This is a genomic window from Waltera acetigignens (assembly GCF_025567015.1).
Classification (GTDB): domain Bacteria; phylum Bacillota; class Clostridia; order Lachnospirales; family Lachnospiraceae; genus Acetatifactor; species Acetatifactor acetigignens.
The window spans coordinates 1-1,139 of sequence record NZ_JAOQJO010000050.1; the positions used below are offsets into that span (position 1 = coordinate 1).

Annotated in this window: 2 tRNA genes and 1 rRNA gene; all 3 read right to left on the reverse strand. The window is 47.5% G+C overall.

Annotated elements, in window-relative coordinates:
* Positions 1–449: 449 nt before the first annotated feature.
* Positions 450–523: transfer RNA gene (locus OCV96_RS19370), tRNA-Ile, on the reverse strand.
* Positions 524–692: 169 nt separating this feature from the next.
* A tRNA-Ala gene (locus OCV96_RS19375) sits at positions 693–765 on the reverse strand.
* A 6-nt stretch (positions 766–771) separates the two neighbouring features.
* A 5S ribosomal RNA gene (gene rrf / locus OCV96_RS19380) occupies positions 772–889 on the reverse strand.
* Positions 890–1,139 lie beyond the last annotated feature (250 nt).

Genomic DNA, 1,139 nt, shown 5'->3' on the forward strand with positions numbered 1-1,139 from the left:
GCTTATCACGTCTTTCATCGGCTCTTAGTGCCAAGGCATCCACCCTGCGCTCTTTTTAGCTTGACCTAATAACTCAGCAAGCGATTAAAACTTTTTCATGACCCGGTGGGCGCTTGCGCACACAAGGGGCTTGGAAAAACGTTTTAAACATTTGCGAAGCAAATCTCATGAAGCAGATCGAAGATCTGCGAATGAAGCGCTTGCGTCCGTTCTTCACATCTAGCGTGATGTTACTTTAGGTTTTGTTTCGTTTTGCTTGTTTGATCTTACATCTCTGCAAGATCCCTCGGATGTCTTGTTATATCGTTTTGCAAACTTGATATAATAGATTTTAATTTCAATATTCGGTTTTCAAGGAACAAACTGGGCAGATCTGTTAGTATCTACCGACTGGACTTAAGTGGGCATTACCTCTTTTACCTCAAAGGTTGTAAGGTTACTCACTTAACTGGGCTTAAGTGGACTCGAACCACCGACCTCACGCTTATCAGGCGTGCGCTCTAACCGGCTGAGCTATAAGCCCTCAGTTAATAGCCTGTCAAAATACCCAAGGTATTTCGCAATGCGATTCGTAAACGCAAAGCGTTTACTTCATCACGTGCTTCGCACTATCTATTCATGCATTCATGCTCTCGCGCAAGCGAGCTTGCGTCGAGCCTGTCTGCCTGAACAGGCATTGCTCATGGCTATCGTGGAGATAAAGGGATTCGAACCCTTGACCCCCTGCTTGCAAGGCAGGTGCTCTCCCAACTGAGCTATACCCCCATGGGAATCTGGCAGCCACCTGCTCTCCCATACCGTCTCCAGTATAGTACCATCGGCCGCTTAGGTCTTAACCATCGTGTTCGGGATGAGAACGGGTGTGTCCCCTAAGCGCATAACCACCAGAAAATTGTTCATGGTCATCCGCCTCGTGCTGTCCGCTCGTCTTCTTCATAAATGCTTCGCATTTATTTCATGGACTCCCGGCCTCTTATACATCTGTATCGTTTCCCAGCTCTGTAAGCAAGCTTACTCGCTGCTCTCCGATACATCTGTGCACTCGGCTCTTAACAACCAAACAGTAATGCAACCCCTACTTCTTCCGTTTCCTTAGAAAGGAGGTGATCCAGCCGCACCTTCCGATACGGCTACCTTGT